The organism is Synechococcus sp. OH30 (assembly GCF_047462175.1).
In the GTDB taxonomy this organism is placed as follows: Bacteria; Cyanobacteriota; Cyanobacteriia; order Thermostichales; family Thermostichaceae; genus Thermostichus.
The window spans coordinates 177124-201139 of the sequence record NZ_JANSIP010000002.1; the positions used below are offsets into that span (position 1 = coordinate 177124).

The 24016-nt window shown below is 59.5% G+C and carries 26 protein-coding genes and 1 tRNA gene; 15 read left to right on the forward strand and 12 right to left on the reverse strand.

Going from position 1 to position 24016, the window contains the following annotated elements:
- Positions 1–104 precede the first annotated feature (104 nt).
- The 3 genes from NW830_RS03690 to NW830_RS03700 all read left to right on the forward strand — a co-directional run bounded on the left by NW830_RS03690 (position 105) and on the right by NW830_RS03700 (position 2442).
- The gene (locus NW830_RS03690) at positions 105–737 is read left to right on the forward strand and encodes a DUF3038 domain-containing protein (RefSeq protein WP_414361069.1); all 633 of its coding nucleotides are present in this window, start codon (positions 105–107) and stop codon (positions 735–737) included.
- A 59-nt stretch (positions 738–796) separates the two neighbouring features.
- A complete protein-coding gene (locus NW830_RS03695) occupies positions 797–1669 on the forward strand; it encodes a DUF4335 domain-containing protein (protein WP_414361067.1) in 873 nt (290 codons plus the stop codon).
- Between the two features lie 236 nt (positions 1670–1905).
- On the forward strand, positions 1906–2442 hold the full coding sequence (locus tag NW830_RS03700) for an HNH endonuclease (protein WP_414361065.1): 537 nt from the start codon (positions 1906–1908) through the stop codon (positions 2440–2442).
- Between the two features lie 4 nt (positions 2443–2446).
- On the opposite strand, the gene NW830_RS03705 is transcribed toward NW830_RS03700, so the two are convergent.
- Positions 2447–3361 (reverse strand): alpha/beta fold hydrolase, encoded by a 915-nt coding sequence (locus NW830_RS03705; RefSeq protein ID WP_414361062.1) that lies wholly within the window; start codon positions 3359–3361, stop codon positions 2447–2449.
- Between the two features lie 103 nt (positions 3362–3464).
- Between NW830_RS03705 and ruvA the strand changes: the two genes are divergently transcribed.
- Both ruvA and nadD read left to right on the forward strand, forming a co-directional pair.
- Positions 3465–4079, forward strand: coding sequence for a Holliday junction branch migration protein RuvA (gene ruvA / locus NW830_RS03710; RefSeq protein ID WP_414361059.1), 615 nt, complete (start codon positions 3465–3467; stop codon positions 4077–4079).
- Complete coding sequence (gene nadD / locus NW830_RS03715) at positions 4076–4699, forward strand: nicotinate-nucleotide adenylyltransferase (RefSeq protein ID WP_414361056.1); 624 nt, start codon at positions 4076–4078, stop codon at positions 4697–4699. The genes ruvA and nadD overlap by 4 nt, the downstream gene beginning before the upstream one ends.
- Positions 4700–4866: 167 nt before the next feature.
- On the opposite strand, the gene psaC is transcribed toward nadD, so the two are convergent.
- Entirely contained in the window at positions 4867–5115 is a 249-nt protein-coding gene (gene psaC, locus NW830_RS03720) for a photosystem I iron-sulfur center protein PsaC (RefSeq protein WP_011429399.1), read from the reverse strand.
- A gap of 275 nt (positions 5116–5390) precedes the next feature.
- On the opposite strand from psaC, the gene NW830_RS03725 reads away from it, so the two are divergent.
- On the forward strand, positions 5391–5735 hold the full coding sequence (locus tag NW830_RS03725) for a hypothetical protein (RefSeq protein ID WP_414361053.1): 345 nt from the start codon (positions 5391–5393) through the stop codon (positions 5733–5735).
- A gap of 4 nt (positions 5736–5739) precedes the next feature.
- Here NW830_RS03725 and NW830_RS03730 read toward each other — a convergent pair whose 3' ends face one another.
- The 7 genes from NW830_RS03730 to NW830_RS03760 all read right to left on the reverse strand — a co-directional run bounded on the left by NW830_RS03730 (position 5740) and on the right by NW830_RS03760 (position 12854).
- Entirely contained in the window at positions 5740–6117 is a 378-nt protein-coding gene (locus NW830_RS03730; protein WP_414361050.1) for a DUF3493 domain-containing protein, read from the reverse strand.
- Between the two features lie 3 nt (positions 6118–6120).
- Positions 6121–6762 (reverse strand): hypothetical protein, encoded by a 642-nt coding sequence (locus NW830_RS03735; protein WP_414361048.1) that lies wholly within the window; start codon positions 6760–6762, stop codon positions 6121–6123.
- Positions 6763–6868: 106 nt separating this feature from the next.
- Complete coding sequence (locus NW830_RS03740; RefSeq protein ID WP_414361046.1) at positions 6869–8173, reverse strand: gamma-glutamyl phosphate reductase; 1305 nt, start codon at positions 8171–8173, stop codon at positions 6869–6871.
- Positions 8174–8303: 130 nt separating this feature from the next.
- Complete coding sequence (locus NW830_RS03745) at positions 8304–8756, reverse strand: hypothetical protein (protein WP_414361044.1); 453 nt, start codon at positions 8754–8756, stop codon at positions 8304–8306.
- A 57-nt stretch (positions 8757–8813) separates the two neighbouring features.
- Positions 8814–10091 (reverse strand): hypothetical protein, encoded by a 1278-nt coding sequence (locus tag NW830_RS03750; protein WP_414404563.1) that lies wholly within the window; start codon positions 10089–10091, stop codon positions 8814–8816.
- 22 nt (positions 10092–10113) lie between these two features.
- Positions 10114–11394, reverse strand: coding sequence for a hypothetical protein (locus NW830_RS03755; protein ID WP_414404564.1), 1281 nt, complete (start codon positions 11392–11394; stop codon positions 10114–10116).
- Positions 11391–12854 (reverse strand): NAD(P)/FAD-dependent oxidoreductase, encoded by a 1464-nt coding sequence (locus NW830_RS03760; RefSeq protein ID WP_414361037.1) that lies wholly within the window; start codon positions 12852–12854, stop codon positions 11391–11393. The genes NW830_RS03755 and NW830_RS03760 overlap by 4 nt, the downstream gene beginning before the upstream one ends.
- A gap of 133 nt (positions 12855–12987) precedes the next feature.
- Here NW830_RS03760 and gshA point away from each other — a divergent pair, with 133 nt between their 5' ends.
- Entirely contained in the window at positions 12988–14124 is a 1137-nt protein-coding gene (gene gshA, locus NW830_RS03765) for a glutamate--cysteine ligase (RefSeq protein ID WP_414361035.1), read from the forward strand.
- Between the two features lie 326 nt (positions 14125–14450).
- Here the strand turns inward: gshA and NW830_RS03770 are convergent, their stop codons facing one another.
- Positions 14451–14801: a phenylpyruvate tautomerase MIF-related protein gene (locus NW830_RS03770; RefSeq protein ID WP_414361033.1), complete on the reverse strand. Its 351-nt coding sequence runs from the start codon at positions 14799–14801 to the stop codon at positions 14451–14453.
- 182 nt (positions 14802–14983) lie between these two features.
- Here NW830_RS03770 and NW830_RS03775 point away from each other — a divergent pair, with 182 nt between their 5' ends.
- Positions 14984–15358: a RidA family protein gene (locus NW830_RS03775; protein WP_414361230.1), complete on the forward strand. Its 375-nt coding sequence runs from the start codon at positions 14984–14986 to the stop codon at positions 15356–15358.
- 272 nt (positions 15359–15630) lie between these two features.
- Here the strand turns inward: NW830_RS03775 and NW830_RS03780 are convergent, their stop codons facing one another.
- Positions 15631–16698 carry a hypothetical protein gene (locus tag NW830_RS03780; protein WP_414361031.1) on the reverse strand — a complete coding sequence of 356 codons (1068 nt, stop codon included), beginning with the start codon at positions 16696–16698 and terminating at the stop codon, positions 15631–15633.
- A gap of 161 nt (positions 16699–16859) precedes the next feature.
- On the opposite strand from NW830_RS03780, the gene NW830_RS03785 reads away from it, so the two are divergent.
- The 5 genes from NW830_RS03785 (at position 16860) to NW830_RS03805 (ending at position 20114) form a co-directional block, all read left to right on the forward strand.
- Positions 16860–17591: a pyridoxine 5'-phosphate synthase gene (locus NW830_RS03785; protein ID WP_414361028.1), complete on the forward strand. Its 732-nt coding sequence runs from the start codon at positions 16860–16862 to the stop codon at positions 17589–17591.
- Positions 17588–18232, forward strand: a complete 645-nt coding sequence (locus NW830_RS03790; protein WP_414361025.1) for a DUF3318 domain-containing protein — start codon at positions 17588–17590, stop codon at positions 18230–18232. The genes NW830_RS03785 and NW830_RS03790 overlap by 4 nt, the downstream gene beginning before the upstream one ends.
- 14 nt (positions 18233–18246) lie before the next feature.
- Positions 18247–19062, forward strand: coding sequence for a biotin--[acetyl-CoA-carboxylase] ligase (locus NW830_RS03795; protein WP_414361023.1), 816 nt, complete (start codon positions 18247–18249; stop codon positions 19060–19062).
- On the forward strand, positions 19062–19988 hold the full coding sequence (locus NW830_RS03800; protein ID WP_414361020.1) for a M23 family metallopeptidase: 927 nt from the start codon (positions 19062–19064) through the stop codon (positions 19986–19988). The genes NW830_RS03795 and NW830_RS03800 overlap by 1 nt, the downstream gene beginning before the upstream one ends.
- A 45-nt stretch (positions 19989–20033) precedes the next feature.
- Positions 20034–20114: transfer RNA gene (locus NW830_RS03805), tRNA-Leu, on the forward strand.
- Between the two features lie 11 nt (positions 20115–20125).
- Here NW830_RS03805 and NW830_RS03810 read toward each other — a convergent pair.
- On the reverse strand, positions 20126–21139 hold the full coding sequence (locus NW830_RS03810) for a glycosyltransferase family 9 protein (RefSeq protein WP_414361017.1): 1014 nt from the start codon (positions 21137–21139) through the stop codon (positions 20126–20128).
- A gap of 225 nt (positions 21140–21364) precedes the next feature.
- On the opposite strand from NW830_RS03810, the gene NW830_RS03815 reads away from it, so the two are divergent.
- Together NW830_RS03815 and NW830_RS03820 are read left to right on the forward strand one after the other, a co-directional pair.
- On the forward strand, positions 21365–22579 hold the full coding sequence (locus NW830_RS03815) for a DegT/DnrJ/EryC1/StrS family aminotransferase (protein WP_414361014.1): 1215 nt from the start codon (positions 21365–21367) through the stop codon (positions 22577–22579).
- A 298-nt stretch (positions 22580–22877) separates the two neighbouring features.
- Complete coding sequence (locus NW830_RS03820) at positions 22878–24008, forward strand: DUF58 domain-containing protein (RefSeq protein ID WP_414361011.1); 1131 nt, start codon at positions 22878–22880, stop codon at positions 24006–24008.
- Positions 24009–24016: the final 8 nt, after the last annotated feature.

The window sequence follows — 24016 nt, forward strand, 5'->3', positions numbered from 1 at the left end:
GCCCAGGGCAATTCTTCCCTCAAGCGCGGGAGGGGAAGGTTGCAGCTTGGCCTCAGACAGGAGATCATAGAGTCCTATCCCAGCCAAAAGTTCCCATTGACAGCGTGACGGTGGAACCCAAGCAGACTCAGTTAGATCCTCAAGCTCCTAGCCTCACCCCAGCTACTGCAACCATCAAAGCCCAGTTGGATTTGCTGTTGTTGGGCCTGGAGTCCCTGAGCGGGGAGATTTCCGAGGCCGTTCTGGCAGCAGCCAAGAGCCTGAACTTGGAGGAGCACCTTGGCGATCGGGTGGCCCTCTGGCGTCTGCGCAACGCCAATCCCCTCCGCCGCACCAGCGGTGGCCACAAAAAAGTTGAGATTGAAGAGGCCCGCGCCCTAGCCAAGGTAATTGCCTATCTGGCAGCCCAGCAACAGGCTCGCATCCGCAGCACGCTGGAGCAGCTGGAAGCCGCCCTCAAACAGGAGCTCAGTCCCTTTCGTCAGCCGCTGGTGGGCGATTACCTGGGCGAGTTTATCTCCCACTACCGCAGCCGTATGGTGGATGGGGATGTGCGCGATGAGGATAGCCTTGCCGAACTGGCTCTGCGCATCTTGATTGAGCTACTGTTCTACAGTAGCCCCAGGGGAGCAGAGCGCCTCTGGAAAGCCTTGCTCAGCCGCCCTGAGATGGATCTGCCTGCTGGCAGCAACCTCGAGGAAGGGAAGGTGGAATCAGATGCTTTGCCCTCTTCCTAAGGCGGAGCTCTTCCTCTGACCCTGGAGTTCTTGCCGGCGTCCTTTGCTTGCCAGTTGCCATGCCCAGCCTCACCCTCACTCAAACCTATCACCAGCCCACCTCTACCCTCACTGTGCGAGGAGAAGCCCCCCTCCCTCGGCAGGGTATCGAGGCCTCAGCTACGCCGCCCCTGCAAGCGATTCAGAACAACTTTGAGTGTCAGTTGGAAATTCGCCAGGGAGAGACCACCAAGACTCTACGGGGAGACAGCGTTTGGCTCAAGGATTTGATCACGGTGATCGACCGCTACGTTGGATTCCAGCTCAGCGGTACGCCCAAGGGAGCTTTCAGTGGGACTGTGGCCATCCGTCCGCTGGATTTTATTTTCCACCGCCTCACAGTGCGGCAGGGGGAGGATCGCATTGCCCAGGTGGATCTGTCAATGACACAGTTGTATGACCTTCTAGAAAACCTCTCTCAGGCGGCCGAGGACCTGCCCCAACTGGATAAACTGGCAACGCCGCCGGCGCCAGCTTGGTATCGACAGCCCCCTGTCATTGCTGCCCTGCTGGCAGGCGGGATTGCCCTAGTGGCCGGGGTTGGGCTCTGGCTCAGCCGCAGGGATCCCTCCCCTCCCCCCTCCTCGCAACAGGGGCAGCTTACCGTGCCGGAAGCCTCTGGAGATCCTCAGCGGCGTCTGGAAAGCACCCTGGCCCAGCAGTGGCAGTCCCCTCCAGGTTTGCAGGAGCGTTTAGTCTACCGGGTAACGGTGGATGGGACGGGATCTCCCTTGGCTGCTGAGCCAGAGAATGCGCTAGCTCGGGAGCGTCGCGCCACAACTCCCTTTGCCAACCTGCCTGAAGTGGCGCCAGATCCCTTGCCGAGAGGGGCTAGGCAGTTTCGCGTCAGCCTGGGGCCAGCTAACCAAGTGGAAGTGGACACAGCCGAGTAGCTTGGTAACCCTCCGTCCGCTACCCCGGACAGTGCCGAAAGCCAGTTAGGGGTGTCTTGACAGCGCCTTTGCGGGTCCAACTGTGGACTGCGTTAGTCGGTGGGAGTGTCAAGAGTAGACAGTGCACCGCTGCACTTACCTGATTCCCACCGCAACCCAATAAGGCTGTGTTAAATTTCAGAAGAGCTGGCGCCTTGTGGGTCGGGGTGGGGATCCCGTCAGCCGGACGTAGCAGTATGGGCAAGGTTTTGGTACTCAATGCCTCCTACGAGCCGCTCAACATCACCAGTTGGCGCCGGGCAGTCGTGCTCTTGCTCAAGGGCAAGGCTGAGCAAATCGAGCACAACGGCAAAGTAGTCTACGGCAACATTCCTCTGCCTACAGTCATCCGTCTCCGCCACTACGTTCATGTTCCCCACAAAGAGATTCCCTTAACACGCCGCAATGTCCTTCATCGCGATGGATACCGCTGTCAGTACTGCGGCTGCTATGGCGAAGACCTTACCCTAGACCACGTGATCCCGCGCTCCCGCGGCGGCAGTGACACTTGGGAAAACGTGGTCAGCGCCTGTGTGCGCTGCAACCTCAAAAAAGGGAATCGCACCCCCCGTGAGGCAGGTATGCCCCTATTGCGCCAGCCCCGCCGCCCCCACAGCACTCTCTACTTGGAAATTGCCAAAGCTACTAGCAGCGGCTCCTATCGGGAGTGGCTGAAGTACACCATCGGCCTGGAGGAAGCCTCGCTGCCCCAGCCATTGGATAATCTCATCTAGAGCTTTAGGAATGGCAGTTAGATGGCGGGATTGGCGCAGAAGGGATCCCTGCCTCGATCCAGCGATGGATGAGGGTATTAACCTCTTCGGGGCACTCGTCGTGGGGACAGTGGCCGGCCTCTAGGAAGTATTCCACTGCCTTGGGGTAGTAGGTGCGGTAGAGCTGCGAGCGCTCGCGGACCCGCATCCAGGGATCCCGCTCTCCCCAAATCAGTAGCAGGGGGCGCACCAGGCTGCGCAGCAGCTCGTCCACGCTGCGTCCTTTTTGCCCGCCTCGCATCAGAGCCACAAACACATCGGCTGCTCCTGGCTCCCGCGTGGGCCGGTGAATGTCCTCCACCAGTTGGTCTGTCACTGCCGCCTGATTGTAATAGACCTGCTTGAGCTTGGCCCGGATGACCTGTGGCTGACGCAGGTACTGAAACAACAGGTAAGACACCAAGGGCTGGCGCAGACTCCAGCCTACCAGCTTGCCCAGCCCCTGCCACCAGGTGGAGGGGGATCCCTTAGCAGTGGAAAAGCCACCGGCTCCGTTGAGCAGCACCACACCCCGCACCCACTCAGGCCACTCTGCTGCCAGGCTGAGCACCACATAGCCGCCTAGGGAGTTGCCGATGGCCACTACCGGCTGTCGGATCACCTGTTGACAGAAGTCCCGCAGTTGATCCCGCCAGATCTCAGCGCAGTAGTTCCACTTGGGCTTGGCCGAGCGACCAAAGCCCAGCAAGTCAATGGCATAGACCTGGTAGTGTTGCGCCAGTTGGGAAATGTTCTTGCGCCAGTGGTCAGTGGAGGCTCCAAAGCCGTGCACCAACAGCAGCGGCTGTCCCTGCTCGCCCTGTTTGACATAATGGACAGGCTGCCCTCGCCAAATCCAGCGTGCTGAGATAGGAGTAGCCAATGCCGAGGTTGAAGCCATAAGAGTCGCTCGCAAGCTCCTCCTAATTCTAGATTTAGATTTTGCCTGGCCGACCCCGAAAGCTGCTGGGCAGGGTATCCTAAAACACAGGTTAGATACGCAAATGATCGCATTTTTGACAGGTCATCTTGTTGCTGTAGAACTGGGAGAGCGCAGCAGCCTCACCCTGGAGGTGCAAGGGATCGGCTATCGCATCCAGGCGCCGGCCCGTTTTCTCGAGCAACTGCCCCCTGTAGGGGAGCCTGTGCGGGTGTTCACCCATTTGCTCGTGCGAGAGACTGAGCTGGTGCTGTACGGGTTTGGCTCGGCAGCGGAGCGGGATCTGTTTGCGGAACTGATTAAGGTGCCAGGGGTGGGACCTGCCCTGGGTTTGGCATTGCTCAACACCTTTACTCTCCAGGAGCTGGTGCAGGCGGTGGTAACCGAAAATGTCCGCCTCCTCTCCCTGGCTCCAGGGGTAGGACAAAAGACTGCCCAACGGCTGGCGCTGGAGCTGAAAAGCAAATTGGCCCACTGGCGAAAAGGCCTGGAGAATGCCAATCAGCCTTTGTCGAGCGGGCCACCTTCCCCTATCCGCGAAGAGGTGGAAATGGCCTTGCTGGCCCTTGGCTATAGCCCCCAGGAAATCCAAGCAGCCCTGCAAGCCTTGCCACCCCAGTCTCGGCAAACAGAAGACTGGCTGCGCGAGGCCATCAGCTACCTCAGTCAACAGCCATGAGTGGCTCAGCCCCCAAGCAGCGCCGCGTTGGCATTCTCGGCGGTACCTTTAACCCCGTCCACCACGGCCATTTAATCATGGCCGAGCAGGCCCTCTGGCAGTTCAACTTGGATCAGGTGCTGTGGATACCGGCAGGGAATCCGCCCCACAAGCCCTTAGCTGGGGGCGCCAGCAAAGAGGATCGCCTGGCCATGGTGAAGCTAGCCATTGCCGACCATGAGCGCTTTGCCTGCTCTGACTTGGAGATCCGCCGTCCTGGCCCCTCTTACACCATTGAGACCCTACGCTGCCTGATGCAGGAGCAACCCAACACCCAGTGGTACTGGATCATCGGTGTGGATGCCCTGCAGGAGCTGCCCCAGTGGCACCAGGCGGAAGAATTGGCCCGCCTCTGTCACTGGATTGTTGCCCCCCGCCTCGATGCTGGCGACGCCGCCCAGGTGCTGCGGTCGGTGGCTGAGAAGCTGCCCATCCGGGCGACAATCTTGGACGCCCCCACCCTAACGCTCTCTTCCACCTACCTACGTCAGCAGATCCAAAAAGGGGGATCCATCCGCTACTTGGTCCCCCCCGCTGTGGAGCACTACATTCGCCAACACCGACTCTATCTCGACCCTTGAAGAAAAAAAGAGGAGGGATCCCTCCTCTCCAATCAACCCATTGGCTACAGCAACGGCCTGCCCAACTTTTTTCCCGGGGAGGAGAGGCTAGAGAGTGAAGTTAGAAGGTGCTGTTTCCTTGAGTGGGCGGGCAATCGCAAAAAATTGCAACCCAACCTGCCGGCGGCTTAGTAAGCCAGGCCCATGCTGCGGGTGGTTTCGGGCCCAAGATAGACGCGGATGCTCAGGAAATCGGTGGGGCAAGCGGTCTCACAGCGTTTGCAGCCAACACAGTCCTCGGTGCGGGGGGCTGCAGCAATCATGCCGGCCTTGTTGTTCCCCTTCCAGGGCACCATTTCCAACACATCGGTAGGGCAGGCCCGCACACACTGAGTACAACCGATGCAAGTGTCGTAGATCTTGACCGTGTGAGCCATTAGCGTTCTCCAGTCGAGCTCTTTGAAAGAGGTTTACCCCTCTGGCGTGGCAGCCACACCACTGCACAGGTGCCCTCAGTGTACTGTAGTCCTGCCCAGCCACCCCAATCTCCGATCCAAATGTTCAAACAAATTTACATCCCCAGGGATCCCTTGCCGCCCCGACGGGAAGGTCGCCCTCGCAGTTGGGCTAGGATCGCCTGAGGAAGAGCAGGGCAAGGATCCTACGAATGGGACGCTCGGTGCGGAATTGGAGAAGGCAAACTCGAAGCCAGATGCGCCGCCTGGGCTCCGTTTTGGCTGGCATTTTGCAGGAAATCTATGAGGAGAACATACCTCGCCTGCGCCGCTGGGATCGGCAGCTTACCAACTGGGTATACCGCCGCGGCTGGAGGGTGGATCCCTCCTTGCCTAAGGTGGCTATCTACGTGTTGGGTACGGTGGTGATCCTGGCGATTCCAATTCTCACCTGGGCAGTTGTGGTTGCCGTTGTTGCCTTTCTCGCCATCCAAATGGTTCAAAAATGGCCCCAGGCAGCCCCCGCCAGGGATCGCCACTATCTGCCGAGCGCCGATGCGGAGGACGACCCCGATCCCCGCCGAGAGGACTGGGACGATTGACGGGCTAACTGTCCCTGCGCTGGTACAGGGGATCACCCTTGGGTGGAGGGGGCGACTCTTTTTGGCTGCTAAGGCGCTGCCTCATCTGTCTGACCAGCTTTTGCTGGGAGCGGTTTTCCAGCCTGTTTAGGCCAAGGGCGCCGGCCAGGATCCCTAACTGTAAAGCCAAGCTGGGCAGGGTAGTCTCCAGATCCCGCCCTGCCAAGGCCCGAAAGAAAAACACAAATGCCCCAACGCCAGCCGAAAAACCCACCGCCAGGTAGACAAAGCGCCGCAAACTGCGGTAGGGAGCGGTCATTTCTGCCAGCAGCCTCGCCTGCTCCGCCGTCGGATCCTGGGGCAAGCTGGCTTTGGGCAAAGACTTGGGATCCGATTCCGCCATTGGCTATACCTCTTCAGGCAAGAGCAAGGGATCCCGCCCAGAAATCGCAGCCAGACTTTCCTCGGCGGCCCGACAGGCGGCCAGGATATCTTGCTCTTCTCCACCCAAGTAGACGCGGCCAAAGCTACCAAAAGGCATCACCTCGAGGATGTTGATCCGGGCCGATTTTTCTGCCTCATTGGCGGCCAGGGGAGCATAACCTGCCGGCTGCACCTCCAGGATGTAAAGGGTTTGGCCCGCAAGAAGCATCTGGCCGCGGCGGAAACGGTTGATCAACTGGGTTTGGTGGGGATCGATGTTGCGGATGATCTGGCTAGAGATGATGCGCGGCTTGAGACGCTCCTGTTCGCTCACCCCCAAAGCCGCTAGGATGGCCCGCCCGGCAGTGCGGGTATCCCCCTGGTTGCTGGAGTGAACCTCCAAAAGACCGTAGAGGCGCTCTACTACCTGCAGTCCTGGCCTTACCGAGGTGGCTTTGAGGGCAATGTCCATGACGCGGTTGATCTCAATGCCGGGGGAAATCTCGACCCAGAGGGAAGTGTCTCCCGGCAGGGGCAAAAAGCCCTGGGCCACCGTGCCCAGATAGGCGGCGTACTGGGGCTGGAGCCGATCCAAAAACACGTAGCTGCGTAGGTCAATCCCCAAAGGAGTTCCCCCCTAGTCGCTTGGGCTCTGTGGGATGACAAGCTGGGAGTGGATCCCTATCTTCAGTCTCGCCTGATCTGGCCAGCGGGATCCCACCTTCCTGCTGCTACAGGCCGCCCTGGGCCACCACCTTTACAGTTGTCAGGGCTTCCAGGTCGATGGGCCCGCGCACATGCAGCCGCTGGGTAGAAATGCCCAGGGACGGGTCGCGAATCGCCCCCAAGGTAGGGATCCCGCTTCCGCGGCCTGCTGAGAGGGGCGTAGTGTTGATGTGGATAAGGGCCGCATCCACCTCCTGGAGAAAGCGCTGGGCCGCCGCCTGGCTGTCAGTGAGGATGGCTTCCGACTGATGGTAACCGTTTTTGTTAATCCAGGCGATAGCCTCCGGTAAATCCGCTACTAGCTGGAGGCGCAGATGGGGACGCCGGGTGGAGTCAAACTCTTCTCCCAGCGGCTGGAGCTGGGGAAATTGCTCTAGAATTGGGGCGGCCGCCTGGACATCGACCTCCCCCTGACTGAGCAAAGCTTCGACCAGCGCTGGCAGATGGCTGGCGGCCCAGTCGGCGTGGATCAGCAGCCAGAGGGTGAGGGGCTGGTAGATGGGGATCCCTTCTGGGCCATAGCGAGCCAAGGGATCTAGCAAAGCTGACTTCACCAAAGGCCAGGGAGCAGTGCGATCCAGATAAACATGGCCATAGCCCAGGTGGGTAGCCAGGATCGGCACTTTGCTAGCCTGTAGGAGAAACTCCACCCAGCCGGGGCGGCCACAGGGGATTACCAGATCCACGTAGCGGGTTTGCTGCAGCAGCAGTAGCAGCAGCGAGTCCTCTTGGGGATCCGCCGGCCGGTCTTGGGTGGGCAAGGCTTGAATGGCCCCTTCCGGGATCCCGTGCTCGTAGGCTGTTTCTGCCAATAGGGTAACTAAAGCCTGGTGGGTTTTCTGGATGGGGCCGCTGCCGGCCAAGATCACACCATTGCCCGTCTTGAGACCCATGCCAATGCCGTTGAGGGCAAACTCGGGGTAGATCTCATAGACCAAAGCCACCACCCCCAAGGGGACGCGGTAGCGGCCAATGAACAGCCCGTTGTCCTGGCGGTGCCCCCTCTCCAGGCTGCCGATGGGATCCGGCTGTTGGGCCAAGAGAGCAAGCAACTGGGCAGACCGCTGCAGGCGCTCGGGGGTGAGCTTGAGGCCGTTGAGGATCCACTCCGGCACAGTTTGTTCGCGGCAGCTTTCCAGGTCGAGGGTATTGGCCTCTAAGAGGAGATCGGAGCGCTCCAGCAAACGGCGCGAGAGGGCCAGCAGGGCCTGCCGTTTGGTTTCGCCGCTCAAGCGCTGGAGCTGAGGCAGCAAGCGGCGCACCTGGCGCAGGGTGGTGCTGAGGTCAAAGGCTGAACCAAAATCGGTCACTCGCTTCCCTCCTGCCTGGCTGACCGACGACGGATCTGCTCCTGACCACTGCTAACAAGAAATGGCTAGATCCACAAGAGCCAAAGTGGGGGTTCTAGGGGCGCGATGGCCGGCGAAAATCTCAAGCATCTCAAGGCCGCCGCAGCAGCAGGATTGCCGTCACTGCCAACAGCGCTAGCAATAGGCAAAGAATCATGAGCCAACTGAGCAACTGGGTTTGGCTGGGGAAGAGCACCGCTCCGACAAACCCCACCACCAGAACGACTCCCAAGCCAAGGGTAAGGCCCAAGAGCGTGGATCCCTGGAAGGCGCTTTCCCGCCGCAACACCCATTGATGGCCGTTCCAGAACCAGATTTTGCGGTAGGGGTAGGAAACCGCCAGTTGCTCAATGTGCAGGCGGTCGGGGGTGATGGCAAAAATATGCTGGCAACGACTGCAGCCAAAAGCCTCGGTCAGGGTAATCAGGCGCAACTGACCCTGGTAGCAGCATGGGCAGGGGTAGATCTTGGTGGGCTCAATGGGCTGAGCCACCCGCAGGGACGATTTCTGCCGAGGCAACTTGCGAGGAGAAGAAAAGGCCACAGCTCCTAGTTGGCGAGAAGTCGGGATCCTTCACATCCTATCTTCAAGAAAGTGGAGTCAAGCTACCCAGAGATGGCGAACGTAGCGCCAGGTCAAGATTTGGTTGAGGACGAGGAAGATGAGAGCCAGAAGCCCATAGCCCAGCTTGAGAACTCTGCTCAGGTGGGGACGGGCCCAGAGGGGAAGGAAGCCGAAATCTGTGTGCCTGGCCCAGTGCAGGAGGGCCAGCACTTGTACGACGTGAACCGGCAGGCAGTAGCGAATCATGCTTCGCTGGCCCAGGGGACTCATGCCGGCTACAGCGATGTAGAACATGGCCCAGGCAGCCAAATGGAGCCCCAGCCGCTCCCGCCAGCGCTGGCTCTTGCCGGCCAGGACACTGAGCCCCTCTACCAAACTTGCAACAATCAGGGATCCCAACGTAACAGACACAAACAGTTGGCTGAGAGCATCAGACCACAGGCCAGGATCCTTCACGGGTGCAGAAGGAGAGCGCAAGACTTGCCATCGCTCAGGGGAAAGAACATAGGTAGAAGCTTGGAAAAGGGCTTGGTAATTGGCCTGCACGCCAGTAAAGTAGCGCTGCATTTCCATGTAGAGATCCCAGCGGCCAAAGCGGAGCTGACAGTAGAGGAAAAAACTCAGCCCGCCCGACAAGGCCAAAACAACGGCGCTGGCTGTCCAAAACCAAGGGCGGGATAGCCGCAGCAGAGGAACCAGCGCCACCGGCAAACCCACAATGCGGGTGGCACTCATCACCAGACCGTGGATCCCGGCTAGGAGCCCTGACCTCATTGAATTCAAGTGGGCCGACCAGTAGAAAAAACCCAGCAGGCTGGCCATAAAGAGGGATTCGCTGTAGCCCACGACAAGGTAAAAGCTGCTGGGATAGACCAAGATCATCAAACTTGCCAAAGCTTGCCAAAGCAAGGGGATCTGCCAGAGATGGTAAAACAGGAAAAGGTAAACCCACATCAGCCAGCAAAAGAGCTGGGCAGTGAGATAAAGCCCCAGCTCCGGATCAACTCCCAACAGGCGGCTCATGGCGGCCACCGCCAGCGGATAGCCGGGAAAGAAAGCTGCATTGCTCTGCTCGTAGGCAATCTTGTCAAAGCCCACAAACTGATACCCCCGCTCCACAATGCTCAGGTACCAATAGCTATCGCGCTGGCTCAGGGCTGTAAAAGCAGAAGCATAGCTGCCGCGTTTTGTCCAGAGGTATATCGTTAACACTTGTAGGATAGTCAGCGCTAAGCCCAGCAAAAAAATCCGAGTAGAAAAGCCAACTAAACATTTGCGAATCTGCTGCAGCAGAGGGCCAGGGCGCAAACTCATCAGCTTCACCACCAAGGTTCGATCAAGCCACCCAAAGATGCTGGACGTAGCGCCAGGTGAGGATTTGGTTTAGGGCAAAGAAGACTAAAGCCAAGATCCAGTAGCCCAGCCTCAGGACACTGCCAAGATAGAAACGCACCTGTTGGGGGATGAAGCTGAAATCGGTGTATCTGATCCCATGCAACCAGGCCAGCACCTGCAGGGTGTGAATCGGCAGACAGTAGCGGATCATACTTCTCTGGGCCACGGCACTCATGCCGGCCACGGAAATGGAGAACATAATCCAGGCAGCCAAATGGAACCCCAGCCGCTCCTGCCAGTGCCGGCTCTTGCCGGCCAGGACACTCCACCCATCCAGCAAGCCTGTAACAACTAGGGATCCCAGGGTGAGGGGAACAAACAGTTGACTGAGGGAAATGGCCCATATCCCATCCCCCAAAGCCTCGGAAAAGGAAAACAAAGACTGCCAGTACCCAAGAGAAAAGAGGGGGGCATAAGTACGAGGTTGAATAATAGCCAGGTAATCGAAAGAACTGGGGCCAAAGTAGCGCTGCATTTCCATGTAGAGATCCCAGCGGCCAAAGCGGAGCTGACAGTAGAGGAAAAAACTCAGCCCGCCCGACAAGGCCAAAACAACGGCGCTGGCTGTCCAAAACCAAGGGCGGGATAGCCGCAGCAGAGGAACCAGCGCCACCGGCAAACCCACAATGCGGGTGGCACTCATCACCAGACCGTGGATCCCGGCTAGGAGCCCTGACCTCATTGAATTCAAGTGGGCCGACCAGTAGAAAAAACCCAGCAGGCTGGCCATAAAGAGGGATTCGCTGTAGCCCACGACAAGGTAAAAGCTGCTGGGATAGACCAAGATCATCAAACTTGCCAAAGCTTGCCAAAGCAAGGGGATCTGCCAGAGATGGTAAAACAGGAAAAGGTAAACCCACATCAGCCAGCAAAAGAGCTGGGCGGTCAGGTAAAGCCCTAACTCAGGCTCAACCCGCAACAAGCGGCTAAGGGCAGCAACGGCTAGAGGGTAGCCAGGAAAGAAGGCCACATTGCTCTGCTCGTAGGCAATCTTGTCAAAGCCGACAAACTGATAGCCCTGCCGCACAATCCCCAAATACCAATGGCTATCCCACTGGGTTAAACCCTTGAAGATGGAAGCATAGTCATCCTCCTGGCTCCAAAAGGAGATTAAGAAGATCTGTAACCCTGTCAAAGCCAAGCTTGGCAGCAGAACCTGGGTACAGAAAGGGGTAAGACACTGCCGGCTTTGCTGCAACAGATGGCTAAGAGAGAAACTCATCGTCGGACCTTCGCAGGTGGGGATGGCACTTTGATCTCTTCTTGGTAATCACTGTCGGAGTTCACCTGCCAGAGATCGTGGCTGCCGGGGCGGAGGACGTTTTCCGCCGCCAATAGGCCCATCAGCAAACTGTGATCCTGGTTGTTGTACTTAAACGAGCCGTAGCGACCCACCAGTTGCAGGTTTTCAAACTGGCCAAGATACTTCTGCAAAATGGCTAGATCTTCTTTGTAGCTGCCGGCATAGATAGGATAGGTGCGGGGCAGGCGCACCACAAAGCCGCCGCAGATCTTCTGGCCTTGCAGCAGGCCAATTTGGCGTAGCTCCTTCTCAGCCAAAGTCAGCAATTCCTCCTCAGGGGCTTGCCACAAGGGATCCCCAAAGTTGCACCAATACTCACAGCACAAGGGGGTTTGTTCCCGGTTGGGGAGCATAGCCGGTGACCAATTGGCAAAGTTGGTTACTCGACCAACCTGCACTGTTGGGTCGTTGATATACAGCCAGTTGTCGGGGAAAAGCTGGGATCCCTCCACAATCAAGTAAACCAAAACCGTGTTGCGAAACTTGAGGTTGCGGGCTGCCTGCAGCACTTCTGGGGGAGGCAGTTCCCGCAGGCTCTGCACCAACACTGTCAGAGGGATCGAAGAGATGACGTGGGAGGGGGAGACCCAGGTTTCCCTTCCATCCTGAAGATGGCGCAGTTGCAGCTCGACAATCCGGGATCCCTCATGCCTAAGGGCGATGACCTCCGTATTTAGCCAAACTTCTTGACCCTCGGCCAGCAAAAACTCCTGCATTTTTTCGTAGAGCTGACCAGATCCCAGACGAGGAAACTGAAATTGCTCAATTAGTGATTTGACGGAGCCGCGCTTCCACCCCAGCGCCTTGCGGATGGCTTGCCCAAGGCTGAGACCTTTGATGCGCTGGGCAGCCCAATCGGCGCTGATTTCGGTACAAGGGATCCCCCACAGCTTTTCCGTGTAGCCTTTGAAGAACATCTGAAAAAGCCGGCTGCCGAATTTTCCCTTGACCCAGTCGGCAAAGTTCTGGGGAGCTGGGCGGGGGATGAGTTGGGCCCAGAGGTAGGAAAGGACAATGAGCAAACTTTCCCACCAGCCAACCTTGCGCAGGACTTCCCAAGCTTGGATGGGGTACTGAAAGTATTGCTTGCGGTAGTAGATGCGGGTAAGCCGCCGGACAGTCACCTGTTCGGATCCCAAAACCTGGTTCCACAGCTCCAGCACCGCTGGGATCTTGGTAAAAAACCGGTGCGGGCCATAGTCGAGAATGAACCCCTGGTAGCGAATGCTTTTGGCCAGGCCCCCAACCCTGTCTTCTCGTTCCACCACCACCACAGGGAAGCCTAGCTGGGTTAAGCGATAGGCAGCCGCCATGCCCGCCGGCCCCGCCCCTAGGATATAGATAGGATCCCGCACTCCATTCTTCCCCCCCAGCTGCATCCAAGCATTGCCAAGCATTTTAACAGTAGGACGAGAAACTCCCCCTCCAGTGGCCAATCTCCTGCAAAATCTCAGGAAAATGGGTGAAGAAGAGAAAGGTTAAACTGATGGGGCTGCAGCTGGAGGCTGGCCTGTGCTGTTGACCAAGGGCTTTGAGGTAGAAATGTACACCGGCACCGCCGCCGGGGAAGTGGTGGGCCTATCGGATCGCATCTGCCAGGCTTTGCCGGGGTTTGTGCGAGAACCAGATCGGCGCAACGTCGAGTACACCACCCCGCCCCTTCGCCGCTACGAAGACCTGCTCTGTGCCCTGCTTCGGCCTCGCCTGCAACTGCGGCAGTTTTTGCGTCGTCTTGGCCCCTACACCTTGCTGCCGGGGAGCACCCTGGCTTTGGGCGGCAGTGACCACTTCGAGCGGTCGGATCCGGGCAACCCCTACCACGACTACATCGAGCGCACCTACGGCACGCGGGTGGTGACCGCCAGCATCCACATCAATGTCGGTCTGCCGGATACGGAGGCCATTTTCCTCGCCTGTCGCCTGCTGCGGGCGGAAGCCCCTCTTTATTTGGCCCTGAGCGCTTCTTCTCCTTTCCTGGACGGCCAGGTAACGGGCTATCATTCCAGCCGTTGGCAGGTGTTTCCTAAAACGCCGGCCCAGGTGCCCTTCTTCCGGAATCACGCCCACTACATCGCCTGGATGCAGGAGCAACTGGCCCTGGGCACGATGCAGAATGTGCGCCACCTCTGGACTTCTGTACGGCCCAACGGCCCGGAGCGGCCCTATCGCCTCAACCGAGTGGAGCTGCGCATCTGCGACCTGGTGGCGGATCCGGTGATGATCCTGGCCATCGCCGCCTTGGTGGAGGCCCGCCTTTGGCAATTGCTATCCCACCCGGAGGCCCTGGATCCCTTGGGGGGGGCCTTTACCCCAGAGGAGCTGGAGAGTCTTTGCGAGGCCAACGAGCAGGCTGCTGCCCGTGAGTCCCTGCAAGCTCGGCTGATCGACTGGCGCACCGGCCGGGAATGCTTAGCCCAGGAGTGGGTTGAAGAGCTGCTGACCGAAGCCTGGCGCATCGGCCAACCCCAGGGCTTGGGCTGCTTCTTGGCTCCCTTGCAAACCCTGCTCCAGGAAGGCAATGAAGCCCAGCGCTGGCTGAAGCAGGTCAACCAGGGATCCACACCCGCCCAGGTGTACCAACGGGCCATCCAGGAACTGGCCGAACAAGACCGAGAAAGGCAGGAGACCCTCTGCCAACTGGTTGGCTAAGCCTCTGCACAAGGCCACTTTGACTTAGGTTGGCCTAGCCCTGCTTCACCACTTCCCGTAGGGCTTGCCGAGCCCCACAGCTCCTGCGTCCAAGTCAGTAGCGAAGCCGGCAGAGGCGGCACCGTCGCCACAATCATTGGCCCCAGCGGCCTCAAGTCTTCCACCAGAGCCCCGGCAAATCAGTCTTGCAAAGCATCCCAATCGATGGGCTGCCCAAAAGACAAGAACGGACACACCCAAATTACTGGCGAACTTCAGTAGAAGCTGCCGCTTTGTTGGATAGGCTGGAGCAGCCAGGCGAGGAGAGGCTTGACTTGTGCGAGCTTTCACCCAAAGGTCGTGCCGTTCCATCCCCAAAGATAGCCTTTGGCATCGCCGAACTCAATGTAAATCCTCTTCTTGGGGATCCCCAATTTGTCCTCGATGGTGCTGCAAAAAAACTCGCTCAGGGATCGGGTTTGATCGGCGGAAAACTGCCCAATACTCTTGATCTCTACATAGCAGCAGGGATCGGCGCTGCCGGCAAAGGTCATCGGGATCCCTCCTTCAAAAGCAGTCATCACGTAGGCTTCCGACTTGCCCAACTGCTTGGCCAGAGCAGCAGAGAGGAACTTGAGTAGGTCTGCCACGGCGGCAGGCTCTGGCTGCAGAGAGGTTTGCAACTTGATCAAAGGCATGAGTACTTTTTCTTCCCGACAAGCCTATTTTGGCATTGCGGGTTCGTCTTCTCTGGGATCCGCCTGTGGTAGCGTAGCGGAAGAGCTTCTCTTCACTGGGGCAAACCTCTATGGAGCCGATTGATCTGGCTAGGGCAGAGATGGGCCACCCCCAGGGTCAAACCAGGCCAGGCCCTCGGGAGGTGCAAACCGAGGCTGCTCCTGTTCCTGTCGGCCCTTACAGCCAGGGCGTTGTCGCTTCGGGGCCCTTTCTGTTTGCTGCTGGCCAGGTGGGCCTGGATCCCAGAACCGGCAAGCTGGCGGGGGAAGACATTGCCTCGCAAACTCGCCAGGCGCTGCTGAACCTGAAGGCAGTGCTGGAAGCAGGGGGCACGAGCTTGGCCAATGTGGTGAAGACCACGGTTTTCTTGGCGGATATGAAAGACTTTGCTGCCATGAACGAGGTTTATCGAGAGTTTTTCGCCACTGATCCGGCGCCGGCCCGCTCTTGCGTGCAAGTGGCTGGCCTGCCCCTGAATGCCTTGGTGGAAATCGAGGCAGTGGCCTGCTACCGATAACAGTGGTTTGTAATCCTGGCAGCCGCAGCTACAGCCTGCTTGTACAAAGCGCCTGCCACCACAACTCTGTAGCGAAGCAGCTTGTCCCGTCTATCTTTCCCCTTTCCGGTAACCCAGCAGAGTAGCTTGGTAACCCTCCGTCCCGCTACCCCGGACAGTGCCGAAAGCTAGTAAGTAAGCGGAACTAGGAACTGTCTAGGGGCGTCTACGAGTCCAACGGTGGACTGCGTAAGCATCCCCCGACTCTAGTCAGGGGAGTGTCAACCAGCGGCTCAACTGCCACAATTAAGTTTTTCCCAGTCCTGCTGGTGGATGGCGAGCATTTGGGCCTGGGCCTGAATGGCCGCCAACGTTTCTGCCATCAGGGGCCAGTTGCTGTCAGGGGGAGTGGGATACTGCTTGAGCTTCCCGAGAGTGCTGCTGAGGGCCACTTGCAGTTGCTGCAGCAGTTGGTGCGTCTGTTGGGCCAAGGCCAGGGTCTCGGAGACGCGGAGGCGGTTCTGGCTTTGCTGATACTTCTGGAGGGCTTCTCCTCGCAGAATGCTGAGGATGGCTCCTTCCCTAGGAGGGGAGCCCGGTCCGGTTTTAGAGGGCTGGGGAATGATGCGCAACTGCAGTACCAGCGGCTCCCCCCGGTACAGCCGCTCCGCCTCCGCCTGTTGCGGCTCTCCGATGAGGGCAGGATCGAGAGCCATCATCCGCTTCATGGCGGCAATCAGCCTAGCCCGGATCGGTTCTGAGAGATCCTTGAACAGATCCCGCAGGATCCCTTGCTGGCGATAGCGCACTCGGCACACCACTCCCTCCTGGGGTTCCACAAAAATTTGCTCTGCTTTCTCGTCTAGAGCCCGCCGCAGCATCGAGTTCAGCAGCTGCTGCACGGTCTCTTCCGCTTCGTCAGCAGGAACAGGCGGAGCAGTTGGCCGTGCCGGCAGCGGCTGGGTGGGAGTTGGTCGGCTGGGCGGCTCAGCTACGGGAGCAGGGACTTCCCGAGTGGTACGGCTGGCGTGGGCCTGGAGGCGCAGCCGCTCCACCTCTGCCGGGCTAGGGGGATGACTGAAGTAGTAGGCAATTAAATCTTGCTGCTGCTCGAGCGTAATTGGAACTGGCTCAACCGTAATCTGGGAATAGGCCAGCATCTTGCCCACGTAGTCCAGGGCTGCCAAATCCTGGGGATCCACCATACCCAGGATCAAGCTGTCCATATCCAGTGCCAAAGGCACCACCTGGTAGTAGATACAAATCTCCACCGGCAAGTATTGGGCAATCAGGGCTGCCACCCGTGCCCGGTCAATTAGAGAGGGGTGTCCCACCGCCAAAGAGGCATCTGGATTGGTCATGGCAAGCCTGAAGGGGATCCAGGAGGGGGAAAGCGTCGTCTTTGATCATAGGCCCTCGGCCTGCGGGGTTTCTGTCTTGCCCTCCCCCAAGCAGTCCAAAACTGAATAATGTAATACTAGAAGCATCCCTTAGGATCTTCTGCAACGAGAGAACGGTAGCCTTGGTCAGCCTTGGAGTTAACATCGACCACGTGGCCACGCTGCGCCAGGCCCGCCGCACCGTCGAACCGGATCCAGTGGCCGCGGCTGTAATTGCCGAGTTGGCAGGCGCCGATGGGATCACGGTGCACCTGCGCGAGGATCGCCGCCACATTCAGGAACGGGATGTGCGGCTGCTACGGCAGACGGTGCGCACCCACCTGAACTTGGAGATGGCGGCAACGGATGAGATGGTGGCCATTGCCTTAGAGATCAAGCCCGACTATGTCACGCTGGTTCCTGAGCGGCGGGAAGAGATTACCACCGAAGGGGGACTGGATGTGGCCAGTCAGGTTTCGCGCCTAAGTGAAGTGGTTGACCGACTTCAAGGAGCCGGCATTCCCGTCAGCTTGTTTGTCGATCCAGATCCCATCCAGATTGCCGCCGCTGCCCAGGTGGGGGCCCGCTGGGTGGAGCTGCACACCGGTCGCTATGCCGAGGCCTCTTCAGAAGCCCAACGGGAGGCAGAGCTGGCCCAGCTGCAGCAAGCCAGCCAGCAGGCCATTCAACTGGGGCTGCGGGTCAATGCTGGGCACGGCCTCACCTACTGGAATGTGGGCCCGGTGGCGCGGATCCCGGGCATGGAGGAGCTAAACATTGGCCATAGCATCATCAGTCGAGCGGTGCTGGTGGGGTTGGATCGGGCGGTGCGGGAGATGCGTCAGGCGATGGGATTAGGAGTAGGCCCGGCATGAACTCGGAGTACTACGGCTACGACAACGGCTACGATAACTACGTTCTCGACCAGGCTGAGATCGACCGCCTGCTGGATCTGCTGCCGGCCAGCATGCGGGAGAGCGTCAAGATCTTGCCGGCCTCGGAGCGGCAGACAGTCGTAATCAAAGGCCGCCGGCAACTGCCCTGGGAGCGGCAGCTGCGGCTTTTTGTTAAGCCCTACGAGTGGCGGCAGTTTACTCCGCTGCAGCGGGCCAGCTTGTTTCTGCACAAAGTAGGCTACTACAGCCGGGCGGCCTCGCGACAGATTGACTTTTACCTGGCTATTGCTGCCTTGGGAGGCTTGAGCCTAATCTTCGAGGCGGTGCAGCAGGATCCGGTGGGGGCAACGGTTTCCGGGGGCTTGAGCGGCTTGGCTCTCTGGCAGTTGCGCCGCGACCAGACCAACGACCGCCGTCTTTTGGCTGCCGATGCCTACGCTGTGGACCGGCTGGTCTTGCGCGGAGTTCCGCGGCTGCAGGCGGTGGAGGCCTTAGGGCAGGCGCTGCACCTAGAGGCCCGTCTGGAGGGGCGTTCTGGCAACGACCTGTTGGACATGCTGCGCTACCAAAACCTGAAGCGGCTGGCCCAGCGCCCCGCAGAAGACATTGTGTTGAGCTAGGGCCGAGCCGAGCCATGCTTTCCCCTGCGCGGCTGGGATCCCTGGTGGGTCGGGGGGGCTGGGGGCATCACCTTCTCCAGGTGGCAGTAACCGATTCCACCAACCGGCTGCTCTTGGACTGGGGTCGTCGCTTCCCTCAGCCGCTGCCCCTGGGCACGGTTTTGGTGAGTACCCGCCAGCGGGCAGGACAGGGCCAGCATGGGCGAGTATGGCAATCGCCAGCGGGGGGGTTGTACCTGTCGGTCTGGCTGGGATCCCCTCCCCTGCGGCATTCTTTGCTGGAACTGACCCTAACCTTGGCCTGGGGTATAGCGGGCAGCTTGCGCCAGAGACTGGGGATCCCGCTGCGGCTGAAATGGCCCAACGACCTGGTGGTGCCGGACAAGCAGCGACCTGGTTCTCTGCGCAAGCTAGGGGGGATCCTGGTGCAAAGCCGCTTTGGGGAGAGGGGACAGTTGCTGGGGTTGGTGGCTGGCGTGGGTGTAAATATCAACAATCCCGTGCCCGCTGAGGGAATCAATTTGGCCGAGATCTTGGGATCCCGCCAGGATGGCACTGCCGTTGCTGCCTGGGTTTTGCAGGGGATGGAGCGGGGGTTTCAGAGCTGGCTGCAGGAGGGGTTTGCTCCTGTGCGCTCCGAGTACGAAGCCTGGACAGTGCAGCCGCAAATTCAATCGCTCCCCGGGGAGGCGTCGGCTACGGCTTTGGGCCTTGCCGAGGATGGCAGGCTGCGGGTACAAACTCAGGGGGGACAGATCCTCGTCCTCTCTCCCGAGCAGGTGCGCCTAAGCTATCAAGTGTCTCTTGCCAGCAGCTCCTCCTTTGCGTGATGGATTCCACCTCTTTTGGGCAGCGTCTTCTCTCTTGGCTAGGCAGCAGTTGGGCCGCCAGAGGGCGACAGCTGCGACGGCTGGGGCTAACTCTAGGCCTAGGGCTAAGCCTGCTCTGGTTTTCTCCCCCAGCGTTGTTGGCACAGACGCGCCTACCCCCTCCTCCCCCCGTCGGGCCAGCGCTGGATACCCCTGCAGCAAAGGCCCTGGTCCTGGATGGCGCCATTCCCCTGCCGCAAACTAGCCCAGGAACCCCAGGCTTGCTCTTGCAACCCAGCGAGGCTCTCCGCACCGAGGTGGGCCGGGAAATCGTTATCGAGCCAACAAAGGTTACCGAGACTCAGCCGGAAAGTGGGGTAGCAGTAGTGCTGCTGGAGCGCAGCTCTGGTCGCCGCATCCTTCTCCTGCCAGGGGAAGAGCTTCGCATTGAGGATCCCAGCCCGCCCCCAACCCCTGAGCCGCCACCACCGACCTGGCCCCCATCGATCCCAAGTGAGGAGCAACTGCTCTATCCTCTGCCCCACCCCGTGCCGATCACCTCTGGCTTTGGCTTGCGGATTCACCCCCTCAAGGGTCAGCTGGAGTTTCACGCCGGCGTGGATCTGGGAGCCAGCCTGGGTACGCCAATCCTAGCTGCCCTGACTGGTAAGGTGGTGAGTGCCGGATCCCTAGGAGATCTGGGGATCACGGTGGTCCTGGAGCATGCCGGTGGCCGGCGCACCCGCTATGGTCACATGTCTAAAGTAGCTGTCACCCCAGGAGAAGTGGTTCGGCAGGGATCCATCATTGGCTATGTAGGGGCGACAGGAGCAGTTACCGGGCCGCACCTGCACTTTGAGCTGTGGCAGCGGACAGCGGGGCAGAGCTGGAGGGTTTTGGACGCCACAGAAGAACTGAAGGTTGCCGTTAGCCAGTTGCCGAGCTAGCTGGAGCCAGCTTGGGTTAGCATAGGTGAGCGGGATCCCGCCGTTGCGGACGTGGCGGAATGGCAGACGCGCTAGACTTAGGATCTAGTGCCGCAAGGCGTAAGGGTTCAAGTCCCTTCGTCCGCATGGCAAGCCCTCTATCCGGGGAAGATTACCTGCAGAATCTGCTCAGGAGGGATCGAGTCGATCACCCCCTTGGCTGCCTTGACGGCGCGGAAGGGCCCTTCAGAAGGCAGCAGCCGCTCTGGATCGGTGGGGCCAAACAGAGCCACCAGCGGAGTTTGCGTAGCCACCGCCAGGTGCATGGGGGCGCTATCAGTACACAGCAGCAGAGTGGAGCCAGCAATCAAGGCCGCCAGTTGGCCCAGTTGGGGGGGGCGGCTTACCGGCAGATCTGGCAGTTGCGACAGAAAGCCCTCCGCCAGCTGCTCATCTTCTGGCCCCAACAGCAGCACCAGCGGCAGCTCCGGCCGCTTTTCCCGGAAACCCTTAATGACCCTGACCCAGTTGGCGGGGGGGTAGATCTTCTGAATTCCCTTCTCCTGGGACAGTTGGCTGGCGCCAGGGTGCAGCAGCACGTAATCTTGGGCGGCATTCCCCAGCAGGCGCTTGCGTTCCTGCTCGGCCCACTCCAGGTCTGTCTTCTTGAGGCGAATCTGAGGCAAGCCTGCCGGCGCAGTGATGCCAAACCCCTGCAGCAAGTCGTGGTACATGCTGGCGGCGTACTGGGCTGGCTTCAGGGGTACTGGGTCAGTTAGCCAAGGTCGTCCAGGTCCTGGCGGAGCATAGCCAACTCGCTTCGGGATCCCAGTTAGCCAAAGCAGCAGCTTGACCCCCAGGCTTTTGCCCAGACTCAGCACAGCGTCGTACTGCCGCTCTCGGATTCGCCCCAGCAGATCGCTGATATCTCCCAACGAAAGCTGCTCTTTAAATGGAAAGGTCAGCACCCGATTCACCGAGGGACAGAGCTCGTAGGCAGCTGCTGCCCGTGGCTCCACCACCACCTCCAGCTCCGCTTCTGGAAAGCGCTGTCGCAAACTCGCCAGGGTGGGAAAAAAAAGAATTTGGTCGCCAATCCCTCCCGGCACCAAAGCTAGAATTCGGGGTGCTAAAGGCGCTTTGCCGCCAACTTGTTGAGAAGCAACCTGCATAGAGCATCCTGTCGATAGCGGTAGCTGTATCCAGCCTAGGGGATCCCTGGTCAGAAATGTACCGCGTTCACTCTAGCTTAGGATCAATCCGGAGCGAGGCTGGATCCCAGCTGCTCGCTCAGCAACTGAGCTCCACAAAAGCCCAATTTGGTGCCAGAGCGTTGTCTCCACCGGCTCTTATCCTCGATGATGGGCTGTGGCCGCTACCCCCCAAAAGGCAGCACCATGACGGATGAGCCAATCCCGCTGCTGGATTTAACTTTGCAATACCGCGCTCTGGCTGGATCCCTTCTGCCTGAGGTGGAGGCGTTGCTGGCCTCTGGCCAGTACATCGGGGGAGAGGCGGTGCAGCGCTTTGAGGAGCTATTCTCCCAGTTTCTTGGCGGCGGCGACCTAGAGACTGTCAGTTGCAATTCCGGCACTGATGCTTTGGTATTGGCCCTGCGGGCTTTGGGGATCCAAGCGGGCGATGAGGTCATCACCACTGCCTTTAGCTTTTTTGCCTCCGCTGAGGCTATTGATTTGGTGGGGGCACGCCCGGTGTTTGTGGATGTGGATCCCTGCACCTTTAACCTGGATCCCCAGCTTCTGGCAAAGAGCATTTCTCCCCGCACCAAAGCCATAATCCCAGTGCATTTGTTCGGCCAGGCAGCCAACATGACCCAGATCCTGGCCATTGCGCGGCGACATGGGTTGGCAGTAGTGGAAGATTGTGCCCAGGCGGTAGGAGCCTGCTGGGGGGGGAGGCCGGTGGGCACCTGGGGGGATATCGGCTGCTTTAGCTTTTTTCCCACCAAAAACTTGGGGGCAGCAGGGGATGGCGGGGCAGTGGTAACCCGGGATCCGCAACTGGCCCGCAAGGTGCGCATCCTCAAAGAACACGGCCAGGTCTGTCAGTACCACCACGAATACATTGGCCTCAACAGCCGCCTCGACGCGCTGCAGGCCGTGATCCTCACGGCTAAGCTGCCTTACCTGCGGGAGTGGAACTGGCGGCGGCAGGCCATTGCCGAGTCCTATCACCGCTTGTTGCAGGGGATCCCTGGCCTCATCCTGCCCCAGGTGGCGGTGGGGGGCAACTCGGTGTGGCACCAGTACACGGTGCGGGTGCCTGGCTCCCACCCAACCGACTCACGGCGGCGCGACCGGTTGCAACGGCAGTTGCAGGAGCGGGGCATTGCCAGCCGTGTTTATTACCCCCTTCCTCTGCATCTGCAGCCGGTGTACCGCAAAAAGTTGGGGTACAAACCTGGGGACTTGCCCAATGCCGAGCTCTGTGCTGCCCAGGTGTTGTCTTTGCCCTGTTTTCCCGAGCTGACCCTCCGGCAACAAGAGCGAGTGGCCGCGGCCATTGCCGAAATCCTCACAGAACAACCCTGCCCCTTCTCCGGCCAACGCAACGATAGCTACCTTGTCTCGGACGATCCCTCAAAGGTCTGAGGAAAAACCCCAGAGCACCATCGCTAGCCTGTAACTGCTGTGCCACCGCACTCGAAAGGAGTCCGTCCTGCTGACGCGAATGGCAGGAAGGATCCGACCAGTAACGAGCAACTTATTTGCGGGACTTGCCCTATCGCGTAGCTCAATGTTTGAGAATGTCCAGTACTCCCCCTAACTCCAGCGGAGGGTTGAGGGGCAAGAGTTAGCGGCACAGGGCGGCGGAGAAGGGATGCCAGTGTTACCAAAACTTAGCCAAGCAGCATTTCAACTCTTCCAATCCTCGCGATGGCGGTGGAAGTTGGGGATCCGCTCTCCCCAGTTGAGGCAGCGGGTTCGTTTTCTGCGCCGCTTCCGCTTTACCCGCATCGGGGGGCGGTTTGTCGGGATCACCCTCCTGGTGAGTATTGCCGCCTTCAACACCGGCAACAATCCCCTATACCTGGTGCTGGGGATGCTGCTTAGCCTCATTCTCCTCAGCGGCCTCCTCTCCGAGCTCACCCTCAAAGATCTGGAGGTGAGCCGGCGGTTGCCCAGCCGCATCTTTGCCGGCCAGCCGGTCTTGGTGGGGCTGACGCTGGTCAATCGCAAACGGCGCCTGCCCAGTTTTTCGCTCCAGGTAAGGGAACGCATCGAGGGGTTGAAGCAGACGGATTGGCCTTCCAGCTATGTGCTGCGGCTGGATCCCGGCAGCAGGGTGGAGACTTTCTATCAACACACCTTTTCAAGGCGAGGGGTGTGGCAGTTGCAGGGTTTTGAGATTGCCACCAGCTTTCCCTTTGAACTCTTCCGCAAGGCAGTGGAAATCGAGGACCCGCAGACGGTAATTGTGTTTCCTCGGCCTGCCCCTGTCCAAAACCTGTTGCTGTGGGAACAATTGAGCGGCGGTAGCCAGTTGCGCCCTCAGGCCGGCCAGGAGGGGGACTACCTTAGCCTGCGGCCCTATCGTCCCCAGGATGATCTGCGCTCGGTGCACTGGAAGATCTCGGCCAAACGGGATCAACTGGTTGTGCGGGAGCTGGAGCGCCCCCGTTCCCAGGCCATCGTCCTCTGTTTTGAAAATCGCTGGCAGCCGTGGGGAGAAAGCCCTGAAGCCCATCGCAACAAGCTGGAGCGGGCCGTAGAGCGCTGTGCCGGGATCCTCACCTATTTGATTCGAGAAGGCTATCCTGTGGCGCTGGCCACCTTGCAGGAGCGAACTGCTTTTGGAGCGGATCTGGCCCACCAAGACCGGCTGTTAACTCTGTTGGCCCAACTAACGTTTGTCGGGGATCCCCAACTCAACTCTCAACTGGCTGATCCCTCTGCCGGGTTTAACCTCACCCCTCAAGATCGCTGTGTGCTGCTGGCCCATCCCGACCAGGATGGAAAATCTGCCCCGGTTCATCTCATCCACCCAGGGTTGCTGTTGCAATTTATCCCCATTGAGTGAACTTCAGA